This window comes from Rhodospirillales bacterium, assembly GCA_016710335.1.
Classification (GTDB): Bacteria; Pseudomonadota; Alphaproteobacteria; order Rhodospirillales; family Defluviicoccaceae; genus JADJXQ01.
On record JADJXQ010000001.1, the window covers coordinates 675,506 to 689,784 of the forward strand.

General features: G+C 64.2%; 14 protein-coding genes and 1 pseudogene. 6 read left to right on the forward strand and 9 right to left on the reverse strand.

What is annotated here, in order from left to right; translation table 11 throughout:
• Window positions 1-10: 10 nt before the first annotated feature.
• The 4 genes from IPM60_03145 to IPM60_03160 all read right to left on the reverse strand — a co-directional run bounded on the left by IPM60_03145 (window position 11) and on the right by IPM60_03160 (window position 3,892).
• Entirely contained in the window at window positions 11-847 is an 837-nt protein-coding gene (locus tag IPM60_03145; GenBank protein ID MBK8906915.1) for an ABC transporter ATP-binding protein, read from the reverse strand.
• On the reverse strand, window positions 844-1,842 hold the full coding sequence (locus IPM60_03150) for a branched-chain amino acid ABC transporter permease (GenBank protein ID MBK8906916.1): 999 nt from the start codon (window positions 1,840-1,842) through the stop codon (window positions 844-846). Before IPM60_03150 ends, IPM60_03145 begins: the two co-directional genes overlap by 4 nt.
• A 5-nt stretch (window positions 1,843-1,847) precedes the next feature.
• Window positions 1,848-2,717, reverse strand: a complete 870-nt coding sequence (locus IPM60_03155; GenBank protein ID MBK8906917.1) for a branched-chain amino acid ABC transporter permease — start codon at window positions 2,715-2,717, stop codon at window positions 1,848-1,850.
• 104 nt (window positions 2,718-2,821) lie between these two features.
• Window positions 2,822-3,892 (reverse strand): ABC transporter substrate-binding protein, encoded by a 1,071-nt coding sequence (locus IPM60_03160; GenBank protein MBK8906918.1) that lies wholly within the window; start codon window positions 3,890-3,892, stop codon window positions 2,822-2,824.
• Between the two features lie 486 nt (window positions 3,893-4,378).
• Between IPM60_03160 and IPM60_03165 the strand changes: the two genes are divergently transcribed.
• Both IPM60_03165 and IPM60_03170 read left to right on the forward strand, forming a co-directional pair.
• Window positions 4,379-4,834: a thioesterase family protein gene (locus IPM60_03165; GenBank protein ID MBK8906919.1), complete on the forward strand. Its 456-nt coding sequence runs from the start codon at window positions 4,379-4,381 to the stop codon at window positions 4,832-4,834.
• Between the two features lie 210 nt (window positions 4,835-5,044).
• Window positions 5,045-5,467 (forward strand): annotated as a pseudogene (locus IPM60_03170) (transposase).
• A 26-nt stretch (window positions 5,468-5,493) separates the two neighbouring features.
• Here IPM60_03170 and IPM60_03175 read toward each other — a convergent pair.
• The 5 genes from IPM60_03175 to IPM60_03195 all read right to left on the reverse strand — a co-directional run bounded on the left by IPM60_03175 (window position 5,494) and on the right by IPM60_03195 (window position 9,310).
• A complete protein-coding gene (locus tag IPM60_03175) occupies window positions 5,494-6,288 on the reverse strand; it encodes a hypothetical protein (protein MBK8906920.1) in 795 nt (264 codons plus the stop codon).
• Window positions 6,289-6,330: 42 nt separating this feature from the next.
• Window positions 6,331-6,981 (reverse strand): RDD family protein, encoded by a 651-nt coding sequence (locus tag IPM60_03180; GenBank protein MBK8906921.1) that lies wholly within the window; start codon window positions 6,979-6,981, stop codon window positions 6,331-6,333.
• Entirely contained in the window at window positions 6,972-7,277 is a 306-nt protein-coding gene (locus IPM60_03185; GenBank protein MBK8906922.1) for a DUF4339 domain-containing protein, read from the reverse strand. Before IPM60_03185 ends, IPM60_03180 begins: the two co-directional genes overlap by 10 nt.
• Window positions 7,278-8,253: 976 nt before the next feature.
• Window positions 8,254-8,817 (reverse strand): GNAT family N-acetyltransferase, encoded by a 564-nt coding sequence (locus IPM60_03190; GenBank protein MBK8906923.1) that lies wholly within the window; start codon window positions 8,815-8,817, stop codon window positions 8,254-8,256.
• 13 nt (window positions 8,818-8,830) lie between these two features.
• Window positions 8,831-9,310 (reverse strand): GNAT family N-acetyltransferase, encoded by a 480-nt coding sequence (locus IPM60_03195; protein MBK8906924.1) that lies wholly within the window; start codon window positions 9,308-9,310, stop codon window positions 8,831-8,833.
• A 277-nt stretch (window positions 9,311-9,587) separates the two neighbouring features.
• Here IPM60_03195 and IPM60_03200 point away from each other — a divergent pair, with 277 nt between their 5' ends.
• From IPM60_03200 to IPM60_03215, 4 genes are all read left to right on the forward strand, one after another.
• On the forward strand, window positions 9,588-10,115 hold the full coding sequence (locus tag IPM60_03200) for a GNAT family N-acetyltransferase (protein MBK8906925.1): 528 nt from the start codon (window positions 9,588-9,590) through the stop codon (window positions 10,113-10,115).
• A gap of 23 nt (window positions 10,116-10,138) precedes the next feature.
• Window positions 10,139-10,594 (forward strand): Rrf2 family transcriptional regulator, encoded by a 456-nt coding sequence (locus IPM60_03205; GenBank protein MBK8906926.1) that lies wholly within the window; start codon window positions 10,139-10,141, stop codon window positions 10,592-10,594.
• Window positions 10,595-10,795: 201 nt separating this feature from the next.
• Complete coding sequence (gene gltA, locus IPM60_03210; GenBank protein ID MBK8906927.1) at window positions 10,796-13,843, forward strand: NADPH-dependent glutamate synthase; 3,048 nt, start codon at window positions 10,796-10,798, stop codon at window positions 13,841-13,843.
• Window positions 13,840-14,277: an acyl-CoA thioesterase gene (locus IPM60_03215; GenBank protein ID MBK8906928.1), complete on the forward strand. Its 438-nt coding sequence runs from the start codon at window positions 13,840-13,842 to the stop codon at window positions 14,275-14,277. The genes gltA and IPM60_03215 overlap by 4 nt, the downstream gene beginning before the upstream one ends.
• Window positions 14,278-14,279 lie beyond the last annotated feature (2 nt).

Consider the following 14,279-nt stretch of genomic DNA (forward strand, 5'->3'; position numbering starts at 1 on the left):
TCGCGCTCTCTCACGCCGTCGCCCCCTGCGGTGCGCCGTCAAGAGCGTCGCCGAGATAGGCTTTGCGCACCGTGTCGCTCGCCCGGATCGAAGCAGGCGTGCCGGTTTCCAGAACCGCGCCGCCGACCATCACCGTCAGCCGGTCGGCGACCGCGAACACCGCGTCCATGTCGTGCTCGATCAGAACGACGCAGTGGTCGCCCCTCAGCCCCTGGATCAGCCGGACGATGCCCACGCCTTCCTCCGGACCCATCCCTGCCAGCGGCTCATCCAGCAACAGTACCTGCGGCTCCGTCGCCAACAGCATGGCGATCTCGAGTTGGCGCTGCTCGCCATGGCTGATGGTCCCGGCGATACGGTCGACGCTGTCGGCAAGCCCCGCTGCAACCAGCGCCCGCTCGGCGCGCTCGGCCACATCGCGGCGGCGCACCGCCGGCCGGAAGAAGCGGAGACTCGAAGGCAGTCGTGACTGTGCCGCCAGCCAGACGTTGCGGCCGACGGTGAACGGCGGAAAGATGTTGGTGATCTGATAGCTGCGGCCGATGCCGAGCTGCGACACGCGGTGGGGCGGTAGCGCGGTGATGTCGCGGCCGCCATAGACGATGCGACCGCTGCTCGGCTTGAGGTCGCCGGAGAGAAGGTTGATCAGGGTGGTCTTGCCGGCGCCGTTGGGGCCGATGATGGCGTTGACGCAGCCATGTGCGAATGCCACGCTGACTTCGCGGACCGCGAATACGCCGCCGAAGCTCTTCGACAGCGCACTTGTCTCCAAAGCCGCGGGTTCTGGCGCAGGTGTTTCCGGTGTGGGCGTCGACGGCGCAGGCGTCGACGGCGCAGAGTCGCTCATGCCGGGGTGGATCTGCTCTTGCGAACGCCGGACGCGGTCGTCAGCAAGACGCCGGCGAGGCCGTTCTTGAGCAGGAGCACCACGCCGATCACGAACGCCCCCATCAGTATCTGCCAGTGCTCGGCCAGGATCCCGACGATGGCGCGGTCGCGAACGATCTCCTCGACGCCGATCAGCGCCACCGCACCGATCAGGGCGCCGAACAGGGTGCCGATGCCGCCGAGGATGACCATAACCAGGCCAATGCCGGATTCCCGCCAGCCCAGCAACTGCGGCGCCACGAAGCCGTCGATGCAGGCGAACAGGAACCCCGCGAGCCCGGCGATGGTGGCGGAGAGGACGAAGCTCGCCAGCTTGAAGCGGTAGGTGTCGTAGCCGAGCGCCCGCATGCGGTGCTCGTTGACCTTGATGCCCTGGATCACCTCGCCGAATGGCGAGCGCAGCACCACCACCAGCCCGGCGTAACAGGCGACCAATGCGCCGAGCGCGAAATAGTAGAGGGTCTCGCGGCTGTCGAAATCCAGGATCGTAACCCCGCCGATGGTCATTGCCGGTTTGAACCAGATGTAGGCGCCGTCGGAGCCGCCGGCGATCGGCGAGTCGTGAAACAGAAAGAACAACATCTGCGCGAAGGCCAAGGTCACCATGATGAAATAGATGCCGCTGGTCCGCACCACCAACGCGCCGATGACGAGTGCCGCGAGAGCCGTCACGCCGAGGCTGACCGGCAGCGCCAGCAACAGGTTGGCGGCCTCGCTTTCGGGCGCGAAGAGTTGCAGCGCGTAGGCCGCGAGCCCAAAGAACGCCGCATGGCCAAAGCTCACCAGGCCGGTGTAGCCGATCAGCAGGTCGAGGCTCATGGCGAAGATGGCGAACACGATCATGCGGGTCGCCACCTTGATCGCGTAGGTCTCGCCAAGCACCGGGACCAAGGCCAGGGCGATCACCATGGCGACCAGCGCCAGCATCACGCCGCGGCCGGGGAGGGTGATCATCGCGGCTACGCCACCCGGCCGTAGAGGCCGGCCGGGCGCCACAGAAGGATCGCCGCCATCAGCCCGTAGACGGTCACCGCGGCGAAGTCTGGGAGGAACACCTTGCCGTAGACGTCGGCGAGGCCGATCAAGAGGGCGCCGACGAATGCCCCCTTGATGGAGCCGATGCCGCCGATGACGACGACGACGAAAGAGATGATCAGCACCTGTTCGCCGATTCCGGGATAGACCGATTCGACCGGCGCCGCGATGATGCCGGCCAGCGCCGCGAGGGTCACGCCGATCGCGAAAACGGTGGCGAAAAGAAGCCCGGTGTTGATCCCAAGGCACTGCACCATCTCCGGATTGGAGGCGCCGGCGCGGATCCACATGCCGAGGCGGGTGCGCTGGATCAAAAGGTACAAGGCGCCGGCGATGGCGAGGCAGCAGGCCGACAGGAACAGCCGGTAGACCGGATAGCTGAGCGTCTCCGTCAACGCCACCGAGCCGCTCAGCAGCGCCGGAATCGGCACGCCGTGCGGATCATCGCCCCACAAGAGCGACTGCAGTTCGTTGAAAATGAGAATGAGCCCGAACGTCAGCAGCACCTGCTGCAGATGCTCGCGGCGGTAAAGGTGGGAGATGAACACCCGCTCGACCACCAGCCCGAACAGCGCCGCCAGCGGCGCGCCGAGCAGAATGGCGCCAAAGATGCTGCCGGTCCATTGGGTCAGCGACAAGGCTAGATAGGCGCCGAGCATGTAGAACGAGCCGTGCGCCAGATTGATCACCCCCATGATCCCGAAAATGATGGTGAGCCCGCTGGCGATCAGGAACAGCAGCAGCCCGTACTGGAGCCCGTTCAGGGTCTGGATGAGAAAGAACGTCGGGTCCATCGCGCGCAACGGTTGGTTCGGTGCAGGGTGTACGGTCTCGTCGGGCAGGTGCGGGCGGCCGCCGCCCGTGAGCCGGGCAGCGGCCGCAGCATATCCAGGCCGGCTCAGCCGGTCATCTTGCAGCCTTTGGCCGGATCGGACAGGGCCTCCGCGGCCGTGCTGACGACCACGTTGTCGCCGTTGCGGACTTGGCGCAGGTAGATGTTCTGCACCGGATTGTGGGAGGGCGACAGCTTGAAGGGCCCCCGGGGCGAGGAAAACTCGGCCGCGGCCATGGCCTCTATGATCGCCTCCCGCTCGCCGGTGTCGCCCTGCACCGCCTCCAGCCCGATGCGGATCAATTCGCCCGCGTCGTAGCCCTGCACGGCGTAGACGTCGGCTTCCTTGCCGAACCTGTCCTTGTAGGCGGCGCGAAACGCCTTGTTGGCCGGAGTGTCGAGGCTATCTGCGTAATGCAGGGTGGTGCGGATTCCTTCCGCAGCCTCTCCTTGCGCGCCGGTGACGCCTTCCGTCAGGAACCCCGGCCCGACCAGTTCGATGCCCTGGAGGCCGGCTGCATGCCAGTCCTTGACAAACTTGACGGCGCCGCCGCCGGCGTAGAACGAATAGACCGCATCGGGCTTGATGGAGGCGATCTCGGTCAGCGCCGCCTGGAAGTTCACTTCCGGAAACGTAACGCCGATCTCCTTGACGATGGTGCCGCCGGCCGGCAGGAATCCGTCCTTGAACCCCTGCTCCATTTCCTTGCCGGCTGCGTAGTTCCACGAGCACAGCACGACGTTTTTTTTGCCTTCGTCGACCAGGATCTTGCCCAAGGGATGGCCCGGCTGCCAGTTGGAGAACGACGTGCGGAAGATGTTGGGTCCGCACAACGGGCCGGTCACCGCATCGGCGCCGGCGTTGGGGTCGATGGTGATGGTGCCCTCCTCGCGGGCGATCTTGACCATCGCCATGGCGACGCCGGAGTGCACCGGTCCGACCAGGAAATCCACCTTCTCCTGGTTGATGAGCTTGGTAGTCAGTTCCGCGGCCTTCGGCGGCGACGCTTCGCTGTCGACCTTGATCAGCTCGACCTCCCGGCCGCCCAGCTTGCCGCCGGTCTCGGCGAGCTTCAGCTCGACGGCGTTGGTGATGGCGTCGCCGAGCGCCGCGTAGGTGCCGCTGTAGGGCAGCAGAAAACCGATACGCACCTTGGCCTGCTGACCGATGGCGATCGGGTCGGGATGACGGACGCGACGGCGGCCGCGGTGGCGAAGCGGAGCGTATCACGGCGCGAAATGCCGGCCGTTCGATCGTGCATGATTTTTCCTCCTGCCGATGGTCCGCCTTGTCGCGGACACGTGCGGCGCAATTTTCCGGCCCCCCTGCGGCCCGTGCGCCGATCTCTTGTGCGGCACTAGAGTATCATCATGGGGATGCGACGCACAATATTGAACTGAAGCCAACATGCATAATGATTCATCTTGTGGCGCCGCACCGACATCGATTTGCCGGATCGAGAACTGGTATAGCCGTTGTTTTCACGCGCGGCTTTGGCGGAGCCGTCGGTTCCCTCTTGTTGACCGCCGAACATGCATTATAATGCAGGATCGGCAGTGGCCGCGGCAACGTTCCCCGCAATGTCCACCGGTGGTGGCCGGGGCAGGTTCCAGGTGGATTACATGAGCGACGCACACCCGCACTCCGACCAGTGGATCGCGAGCTTCCTCGGAGCCGTCATGGCCTCCGAGTACGACCCCGAGGCAACCATGAACTCTCGCCTCTACATCGAGCGCTTCGATCAGGCGACGTGGTTCCTGATGCACGCCATCGGCTTCAGTCCGCGCTCGGTGAAGGCGTCCGGGCTGCGGATCGCCGTCGTCCGTCAGCACTTCCAGTACGTGCGGGAGTTGCGCGGCGGCGAACTGGTGCGCATCCAGAGCGGCTTCATCGCCGTCGGCAAGAAGCACCTGCGTTTTCTGCACCGGATGTTCGACGTGGAGAGCGGCGTGCTGGTGGCGACCAGCGACGTCACCGCCGTTCAGGCCAGCCTGGAGACCGGCAAGACGGTGCCGCTGGCGTCCGAGCAGATCGAGCGCGCCAAGGCATTCACCATCACCGACGCCACGATCGAGTAGCGCCGGCATCCATGGGGCACGTCATTGCGAGCCTTTGCGCCGCCGACGCACGGCAATCCAGCAACATGACGCCGAGCGACGGAACCTGATCATGACCCGTAGCGGAAGCAAGCGGATGGTAGCTTTACAGTCGTAGGTCGGAATAGCCGAAGGCGTATTCCGAAGCATGAAGCCGATCGGATACGCTGACGAGAAGAACGGGGTCGACCCATGCCCGATTTCCGCCGCCATCGCGTGCCGGGCGGTTGCTATTTCTTCACCGCCAATCTCCTGCAGCGGCGCGGCAACACGTTGCTTGCCGACCGGATCGACCTGTTGCGCGACGCGGTTCGGCGGGTTCGGCAGAGCCGTCCCTTCGGCATCGACGCCTGGGTCGTGCTACCGGACCACCTGCACGCCGTTTGGACACTCCCGCCGGGCGACGCCGACTTTTCGACCCGCTGGCGTCCGATCAAGACCGTTTTCGCCCGCGGCTTGCCGAAGACGGAGCGATTGTCGCGCGTCCGCCACGCCAACGGCGAGCGCGGCATCTGGCAGCGCCGCTTCTGGGAGCATGCGATCCGCGACGACGAGGATTTCGCGGCGCATGTGGACTATGTGCATTTCAATCCGGTCAAGCATGGCCTCGTCGCGTCGCCGGCGGATTGGCACAATTAGATTCATTTCCAGTACTCAGCACAATCCCGTGCCAAACCGAGTTGAACCAAATCATCTCCAGAAAGATAGTACATTTCATATGCTGGCGTCTCTTCAGCTCTCGTCAGTACGGAATCTGGTATTCGCAGCGAACGTAGTGAGGACAACAAATCGTCAGTTGCCATTTTCCCGATATACCTGCCAAGTTGGCTATCACGGCTGGCAGGCGCACTAGCCCTGTGGAAGCCGAACCGCGCGTCAGCCGCGACAAACAAACGTTCGGCAGAAAGAGCGACGATGACACACGCGCTTTCGCAGTTCTCGTCTACTAGCACATCAATTTGGCGCTCTCTTAGGATCCGCCCAATTTCGATTGCAGCATCAAGCAGCCCACCCTCGCTACTCAGCAGAATTGCTGAACTTGGCTCGCGATCCAAGACAGATTGGAGGGAAACGAGTGTTTCGTAGCCAATTTCACCGTTCAGTACTGCAAAGCCCCGATCAACTTGAACTTTCGTTCCGTCCGCATCGTGTGCAGCTCGCATTATTTCGAGAGACGGCTGGAAGTTCACAATCCGTCCTATTGCGATTCCTCCGTGCGGCACAAGCAGGAGAAGACATGCGAGTGCCGCAAGTGACCGCGGCAGGTGGATTTCGCCGTTCACCTCAGTGTTGGCCAATACCGCGACAGCGATACCCAGAAGAAAGAAGGCCAAACACAGGGTGCTGAGGATTCCGTGGGTCGTGACAACGTCATCCGCTAGGTAGCTAAATGAACCCGCTCCAACCGAACAAATCCCACTAGCCAAGAGCAGCATGACGGACGCAACGAAGTATCGCATCTACGATCGCACTTCGATTCAGAGTCCGCCCATCGCGTTTAACCCACCAAGAACAATTACAGTAAGGAGGATTCCAACAACATTGAGGACGTACTGAGATGTGCCGCTCGGTCGGTGCCAAACAATATAATTTCCCTGGTCCCAACTTGTCGATTTATTCTTACTCAGAGCCTTGTATGAGAACCATAAAGTAAAAAGCGCGACAACTGGAATCCCCAGACCAAGACCTTTCAATAGCACAGTGAAATCTCGAGACAGTCCTGCCCCTATCCCAAGTTTGGTACCGTCAAGCCTAGTGACCTTCACTCCAAAAATCCATTTACCCAATGTAAAACCGCTTACTCCAATCAACGAGCCATTCAAGAAGCTGGCAAAAATAGCCGTCAATACAGCATCAACGATTCGCGCTCCATCGGCTTCGAAGAATAGGAAAAACTCGTCGGCCGAAGCCGGGGCGATGGCGTAGAACGCTACAGCAATCAACAAGAACATGATCGACCCATTCAGGGAGGTATCAAGCATTCGCGCGCCATAGCGTCTCCATGGGGTAGGGGGCAGTGCGAGCCATCCAGAGGGGGAAACTCCTGGTGTCGGGCCAGTCTCAGCTTCTTTTGAATCGATCTTTTTTTCTGCCAACAGAGTGGAAGCATCAGCCTCATTCAACTCCACTGCGCCAGAAATCTGGCGGGCGGGATGCTGCCATCCAAACTGCCACCGGTTTCAGCGGCCGGTGAAGGGTCTGCATCGTCTGTCAGTTCCAGTTCGCCAAAAGGCACCCATGTCTCGTTGTTGGCGGCTCTTACGAGGGTACCGGCACCTAGCAATCCAGAGCTAGCCAGCTTGACTAGCCTGTCAGCGCTGAATGGGCCTACCTCGTTTTCCCCATCGTGATAATAGTACAAAATCAATTTTCCCCGCAGTACTGAAAAAAACGCACGAAGCTGATAGTAGGGCGATTGTGCCATGGTAGAGAGCGGAGTTCACACACTTCACACACCACTACCGGTCTTTCGCAATTATCTGTACGTCTGTTGCGCGATCTTTCAATGGTTGGGTCGGCGGGCTCGCCTCGGCGCTAACCTGACAGGTTGATCTTACTAGTTGTGGCGGTAGTGCCGTCTTCACCACCGGCGCAGCCCTTCAAAATTCTAACGCTATCGTTCGATTTGCGAAAGCCGCCATATGTATCGGTGAATTGAATGGCCGCTCCGTCCGCACTGCCGACAATGCGGATGTCACGATCTTCGTCGGCTCATGTCCAAATCTCCGCCATGCGGGCCTTGTATCGGGAACCGACGCGAGGAGGCTGGCAGCGGTCATTGTCACCCGCACGACCGCTCGAAGCTGAGCCTGACCGACACGCCCTTCACCTGAGCCGAAAGTCGGCGACCCAGCGGCGGCGCAACGGCGGGGACTTGCCTTGAACGGCGGTGCGGTCGAGGCCATAAACGGACGCAGTGCCGAAAGCGGCTTGGCGCGCACGCGGAGCGTCCTGGCGCCTGCTGCGCGGTCGTGCGGCAGAGAGTTTGAGAATAAATGCCGCTTTTGGTAGAATCGCGCGATATCAATGTGTTGCGGCCGAAAATGAGTACATCTGCATACATCTGCATACGTTTCCGGCGCGGATTTGGACACATCTCGTTTGATTTCAGGATTTTAAGCCTATTTTGCCTGTATCAAACTGCACAAGAATGGGGCGAAACGGCCCAAATCGCCGCAACATGTGGCCGGACGGGGAGGACATGGGCCGGGAAGTTCGCCTGCCGGTTGTGGGTTTGGTCGGTGCTGGGGCGCGGCATACCGGTGTCGCCCGGCCCGACCATCGTTGGCCGCTTCCGACAGGCGATCGCGGGGAGGCGGCGCTCATAAAGCGACCCGAGCACGGCGTGACGCCTGGATTGCCGCGCCTGGACCGCCAACAGGCTTGTACTGACGGCTCTTTCAGCGGCCGGCTGGTCGCTCCGGCCCCGCCGGTATCGGGCGGACGAAGGCGATGCGCTGGGACGGGCGAAAGCCGCAGCGGTCGAGAAAGGCGAGCAGCGGCAGATCGTTCCAGTCGATCTGGGTGCGCACCCGCTCGACCCTCAGGGTCGCCAGATTGGCCAGCAACTGCGACATCAGCGCGACGCCGACGCCGTGGTGGCCGTAGCGGGGATCGACGCCGACGGTGTCGATGACGGCTTCCGGCTCGGTGCGGCCGAACTCGCCGAAGTCGACGCGGGCCATGATGAATCCGACCGGATGGTCGTCCGCTTCCGCTATCAGGGAGACGCGGATGCCCGATTCGAACAGGGCCTCCCGCACCTTGGCCTGGTAATAGGGCGTGCGGTCGCGGCCGGTCACCCGGCGGTCAATGGCGATCAGCGCCGGAAGGTCGCTCTCGGCGAGGGAACGGACGGGGATGCGGTCGCGCATCAGCACGTCGCCGTTTTCGTCAAGAGGCATGCTGTAATCGATCTCGCGCGCGTCTTCGGCCACCGGCGACGACTGGATGGTGTTGGGCATGACAAACTGTCTCCTACCGCGCTTCGTTGAGCGGCGCCGCGTCCCGTTCGAGGACGGTGCAAGGCGCGTGTCGGAATCCGATCTGGGCGAAGAACCGCAGCTGATCATGATCGGTCCACTCCGACTGGGTCTCCAGTTCCCGCACGCCCTTGCTGCGCATCACTTCGTCCAGCCCCGCCATCAAGGCGCTGCCGATGCCGCGGCCGAGGTAGGCGGGATCGACGCCGATGGCGTCGAGCGCAGCCGCGGCATTCTCGTGGCCGAACTCGCCACCGAGCAGACGGGCCATTGCGAAGCCGACCAGTTGATCATCGAGCGTTGCGCCGACGTAGACGAAACCCTTGGGGTCGCGGAGCGCCGCCTGCAGTCGCTTCTGGTAGAACCCAAGGCGCGACGCGCCGGAATGCGCCCGATCGATGGCGATTACGGCGTCGAGATCGTCCGGCGTTAGCGGACGCAGAGCTAGCCCAACTGGCGACGGACGCACTGACACGATGCCAACCTCCCAGGCTGCGGTCGCAGCGTGAAGAACGCCGCAATCCCCTTAAACTAGTAAACGAGTACCATAATGCTTATTTGTCCGCCGTCAAGGGGTTTTGATCCGACGTCGTACGGCGGCGCAAAAATTGAGAATAGTTCACATCCATCGCGGAGAACCCCATATGGCATTCTGGTACCAGAATGCTAAGATTAGGGTCGGGATGGCCTTGTACCGGGACAGCGGCGCCGACCAGGCGGAGCACGGTGCCCGAACCTGACTGGAAGACCTCATGGCGGTTTTGCCGGACGGAACGACAACGACAACGACAACGGCGCCGGCGGCACGCTCGGTCGCGGGGCCTCGCGACATCCACATCCGCCGCGCGCGCATCGCGGACGTCCCGGCGATCATCCGCCTGGACGAGGCCGTGACCGGCCTGGCCAAGCCGGAGTATTGGGCCGACGTGTTCGAGCGTTATGGGGAGCGACGCCTGCATGAGCGGTTCTTTCTTGTGGCGGAAACCGCCACAGACGAAGACGGAGATGCCATTGTTGGTCTGTTGATCGGCGAGATCCGCGCCTGGGAATTCGGGTCCGAACCGTGCGGTTGGATCATCGCGTTCTCGGTCGATCCGAAGACACGGTTGCGCGGCGTCGGCACCGACCTGTTCCTCGCCATCTCCGCCGAGTTCAGAAGCGCCGGCATCGATACGATGCGCACCATGGTGGCCCGCGACAACGCGCTGCACATGACGTTCTTTCGCAGCGAAGGAATGATGGCGGGGCCGTACCTCCAGTTGGAAACGAAGATCGACTAGCCGCAAAGAGGGTCCAATTCGCCTTGAAACTTCAGATTGCCAGTCAGCTCGCCATCTATGCACTCCTCGAACTGGCGCGCCATCCCGATCGGCAGCTTTCCGTGGTCGAGATTGCCGAGACGTATGGGGTGTCGACCCATCACCTCGCCAAGGTGATGCATGCCCTCGGGCGCGCCAACCTGGTGCGCTCGGTGCGGGGCGTCGGAGGCGGTCATCAGTTCTGCGGCAACGCCCGGCGCACGACTCTGCTCGACATCGTGCAATTGTTCGAGGACATCGCCGAGCCCGACGCGCAGGGAACCGGCGAGGCTACCGAGGCCGGGCGCGCGCTGCGTCAGGTCCTCAGCGAGATCGACGATATTACCCGCGCGACCCTCGGCTCTATCACGATCGCCACCATGCTCAACCTTATCGACCGGCGCCGGCCGCAGCCCCGAGCGAGCACCGACGAACGGGCAGCCTCGACCGCCGGTGTCTGACGCCCTGCGGCGGATCGCGAGAGGCGGCGTTGAGTACTCCATGCCACGCCTGCCCCGTGGACAGGCCCGCAATGCCAACCGGCTCGACGCAACATGGCCGAAACCGTTGACCGCCGGAAAATTCGTATTATAGTACCAGAATAAGTCTTAGCGGCGCGCAGGGCGAGCGCCCGGCGGCCACGGAACAGGCTCCGACCGGCCATGTACGACATCGTCCGCTGCAACGTTTTTTCCGACTCCACATTCCTATGGGAGGTGCACGCGCCGGACGTCGCGCGGGCGGCGGAGCCGGGGCATTTCGTCATGGTGCGCCTGCACGAGGGCAGCGAGCGCATTCCTCTGACCGTCGCCGACTACGATCGCGAGGCCGGCACGATCACGCTCGTGATCCAGGCGCTCGGCAAGACGACGCTGGAGATGCGGGACCACTACGCCGCCGGCGACACGATCCTCGACTTTGTCGGCCCGCTCGGCCTGCCGCAGCATGTGGAGCGGGTGGGCACGGTGGTGCTGGTCGGCGGCGGACTCGGGGTCGCACCCATCTACCCACAGCTCCGCGCCTTCAAGGCCGCCGGCAACCGAACCATCGGCATCGTCGGCTTCCGCAACAAGGACCTGGTGTTCTGGGAGGACAAGTTCCGCCAGTACTGCGACGAACTCATCGTCTGCACCGACGACGCAAGCTACGGCAAGCCGGGCCTGGTCACCGGAGCTTTGCAGGAGGTGCTGGAAACCCAAGCGCCCGATCTGGTGGTCGCCATCGGGCCGCTGCCGATGATGCACGCCTGCGTCGAGACGACCCGCCCGTTCGGCGTCCGCACCATGGTTTCGCTCAACGCGATCATGGTCGACGGCACCGGCATGTGCGGCTCGTGCCGGGTCAACGTCGGCGGCGAGGTCAAGTTCGCCTGCGTCGAAGGCCCGGACTTCGACGGCCACGCCGTCGACTTCCGCGAGCTGATGGCGCGCCAGAAGCGCTTCAAGGGCCAAGAGGCGGCGGCGAACGCCGACTACGCCCACACCTGCAACCTCGAAAAGCAACTGTTCGAGGACAACAAGCGCGGCATCCGCAAGCTGAAGGAGCTGCCGCCCCACCAGACTCCGATGCCGGAGCGCAACCCGGTCGAGCGGGCGCAGAATTTCCAGGAAGTCAACCTCGGCTACGGCCTCGCGGAAGCCTTCAAGGAAGCGGAGCGCTGCATCCAGTGCGCCAAGCCGACCTGCATCGCCGGCTGCCCGGTGGCTATCGACATTCCCCGCTTCATTCGCCATCTGCTCGTGCGCGACGTCGACGGCGCGCTCGCGGTCATCCACGAATCCAACCTGTTCCCCTCGATCTGCGGCCGGGTCTGTCCGCAGGAGTCCCAGTGCGAAAGCCAGTGCGTCATCGCCAAGAAGATCGACGCGGTGGGTATCGGACGCCTCGAGCGGTTCATCGGCGACATGGCCAAGGCGCCGGTGGCGGTGCCGCCGGCCAACGCGGGGGCGCTCGGCCGCGTCGCCATCATCGGCTCCGGACCGTCCGGCCTCGCAGCCGCCGCCGACCTGGTGCGCTCCGGCGCGGCGGTGACGGTGTACGAGGCGCTGCACGTGGTCGGCGGCGTTCTCCGCTACGGTATCCCGTCGTTCCGCCTGCCCCGCGACATCATCGATCGCGAGGTGCAGTATCTCCGCGACCTCGGTGTCAAGTTCGAGACCAATAAGGTGGTCGGCAAGACCTTCACCATCGCGCAGTTGCAGGGCGAGATGGGCTACGACGCGGTGTTCATCGGCGCCGGCGCCGGCGCCCCCGCCTTCCTCGGCATTCCGGGCGAGTTCGCCGGCCAGGTGTACTCGGCCAACGAGTTCCTCACCCGCGTCAACCTGATGGGCGGCGATCGTTTCCCCTACCTCGACACGCCCATCGGCCTCGGCGACAGCGTGGTGGTGATCGGCGCCGGCAACACCGCCATGGACTGCCTCCGCGTCGCCCGCCGCGCCGGCGCAGGCACGGTGCGCTGCGTCTACCGGCGGTCGGAAGCCGAGGCGCCGGCCCGCATCGAGGAGCTCCGCCACGCCAAGGAGGAGGGCATCGAATTCTTCTTCCTGCACGCGCCGGTGGCCATCCACACCGACGACGACGGTAACGTCCGCGGCATGCGCGTCCAGAAGATGCAGTTGGGCGAGCCGGACGAGCGCGGCCGCCGCCGGCCGGAGCCGCTGGACGAGTTCGCCGATCTCGACTGCGATACCGTCATCTACGCCCTCGGCACCAAAGCCAACCCCATCGTCACCAAGTCCACCGCCGGACTCGGCACCAATGCGCGGGGCTACGTCGTCGCCGACGAGGCGACGCAGGCGACCAACCTTCCGGGCGTGTTCGCCGGCGGCGACATCGTCACCGGCGGCGCCACGGTGATCCTCGCCATGGGCGCCGGCCGCCGCGCCGCCAAGGCCATCGGCGCCTGGCTGCAGGGCGGCAAACGCGCATGGCCGGTCACCACCGCGGAGATGGAGGCGTTCGTGCCCGGTGCGGTTGCCGCCCGACCGGCGGTCGAAGGGGCGACTGCCGCACGTCCTGCAGTCGAAGCCGACGCGGCGGTATGCCCGAAGTGTCGCCAGCCGCTGGAGGGTGACGAGTCATACATCTGCTGCGCCGACGCGACCTTGCAGTGGCGATGCGGCGATTGCGGCAAGGTCAGCGAGGGCTTCGCCTTCCCCTACGGCCTCTGCCCGTATTGCGGCGGCGCGCTGGCGGTCCTCGATGAGCGCCGGGTCGAGGACGCCAAGGCCCTGGCGGCGATCCGCGAGGCGTTCGAGATCGAGTTGGGCGGCCGCGCCTTCTACGTCCGCGCCGCCGAGGAAACCACCGACCCGACCCTCCGCGCCCTGTTCGGCACATTCGCCGAGATGGAGGCGGAGCACATGGCGACGCTCATGCGCCGCTATCACGTCGAACCGCCGGCGCCGGCGCCGGGATTCCGCACCGAGCGGGCGGCCCTCTACGCCGGCATCGACAACCGGCCGCAGGATCCGGGCAACCTGCTCCGCATCGCCATCGCCTTCGAGGAACGCGCCGTCCGATTCTTCGCGGAGCGCGGGGATGGATGCGCGGCGGGCTCGGCCGAAGCGCAACTCTACAGGGAGCTGGCGGCGGAGGAGCGGGAACACGTCGCCCTGCTCACCACCGAGTATCAACGCTTCCAGGCCGGCCTGCCGGGGTTGATGCACCATGCGCATGACATCATGACCGAGGAGATGAGCCCGTGAGCGCCTGGAAAGAGACGGTGCGCGCCGTGGTGTTCCCGTGGCATTGCGACCAGTTCGGGCACATGAACGTGCGCTGGTACGCCCACTGGCTGGACGATGCGGCGTTCCACGTGTGGGCGGCGAATGGCGTGACGTTCCGGCGCATGCGGGAGCTGGGGGTGCATACGGTCTCGGCGCGCACCACCACCGACTTCGTGCGCGAGCTGGTCGCCGGCGACATGGTGGTGGTGTGGAGCGCGTTCTCGCGCCTTGGCCGCTCCAGCGTCACCTACCAGCACCGCATGCGAAGCGTCGAGACCGGCATCGAGCACGCCCGTCAGGAGGCCATCGAGGTATTCTTCGACCCCGCCACCCGCAAGTCCGCCCCGATTCCCGACGAGTTCCGCGCCGCCATCGAACCCATGCTCGTCGACCCGGCCAGCGCGCCGGATTGAAG

Bases quoted from the DNA above. Each gene is read 5' to 3' on its own strand.
- IPM60_03145 (MBK8906915.1), bottom strand. From the start codon at position 847: ATGAGCGACTCTGCGCCGTCGACGCCTGCGCCGTCGACGCCCACACCG.
- IPM60_03150 (MBK8906916.1), bottom strand. From the start codon at position 1,842: ATGATCACCCTCCCCGGCCGCGGCGTGATGCTGGCGCTGGTCGCCATG.
- IPM60_03155 (MBK8906917.1), bottom strand. From the start codon at position 2,717: ATGGACCCGACGTTCTTTCTCATCCAGACCCTGAACGGGCTCCAGTAC.
- IPM60_03165 (MBK8906919.1), top strand. From the start codon at position 4,379: ATGAGCGACGCACACCCGCACTCCGACCAGTGGATCGCGAGCTTCCTC.
- IPM60_03175 (MBK8906920.1), bottom strand. From the start codon at position 6,288: ATGCTGCTCTTGGCTAGTGGGATTTGTTCGGTTGGAGCGGGTTCATTT.
- IPM60_03185 (MBK8906922.1), bottom strand. From the start codon at position 7,277: ATGGCACAATCGCCCTACTATCAGCTTCGTGCGTTTTTTTCAGTACTG.
- IPM60_03190 (MBK8906923.1), bottom strand. From the start codon at position 8,817: ATGCCCAACACCATCCAGTCGTCGCCGGTGGCCGAAGACGCGCGCGAG.
- IPM60_03200 (MBK8906925.1), top strand. From the start codon at position 9,588: ATGGCGGTTTTGCCGGACGGAACGACAACGACAACGACAACGGCGCCG.
- gltA (MBK8906927.1), top strand. From the start codon at position 10,796: ATGTACGACATCGTCCGCTGCAACGTTTTTTCCGACTCCACATTCCTA.